2 protein-coding genes are annotated in these 477 nt (G+C 60.2%); both read left to right on the forward strand.

The features are described from left to right. A partial coding sequence (locus tag CH341_RS31865; RefSeq protein ID WP_210208712.1) for a cbb3-type cytochrome c oxidase subunit II occupies window positions 1–306 on the forward strand: 306 nt, incomplete at its 5' end. A 4-nt stretch (window positions 307–310) separates the two neighbouring features. Continuing rightward, the coding region (locus tag CH341_RS31870) for a cbb3-type cytochrome c oxidase subunit 3 (protein ID WP_111423740.1) at window positions 311–477 on the forward strand (167 nt) is incomplete at its 3' end.

The following is a 477-nucleotide window of genomic DNA, read 5'->3' on the forward strand; positions in this document are numbered from 1 at the left end:
TTCCTCGCGAAGACGCCGCTCAAGGCCGACGACATCGCCGAGCACCTCAAGGTGAACGCCATTGTCGGCGTGCCCTATTCCGAGGAGATGGTCGCCAATGCGCAGGCGGATCTGCGGGCGCAGGTCGATCCCGACGGCGATCCGAGCGGATTGGAAGAGCGCTACCCGAAGGTGAAGGTGCGAGACTTCGACGGCAATCCGTCAGAGATCACGGAGATGGACGCTTTGGTGGCCTATCTTCAAATGCTCGGCACGCTGGTGGATTTCACCACTTACGAGCCGCTCACCGAAGACAATCTCAGGTGAGGTTATGAGCACCTACGATACCTTGCGCCACTTCGCGGACAAATGGGGGCTTCTGTTCATGCTCCTGGTCTTCGTCGCGGCTGTGCTGTGGGTCTATCGTCCGGGCGCGCGTGCATCTTACCGCGCCCAAGGGGATATTCCCTTCAAACATGACGAGCGGCCGGCTCAAGA

This window comes from Rhodoplanes roseus, assembly GCF_003258865.1.
In the GTDB taxonomy this organism is placed as follows: Bacteria; Pseudomonadota; Alphaproteobacteria; order Rhizobiales; family Xanthobacteraceae; genus Rhodoplanes; species Rhodoplanes roseus.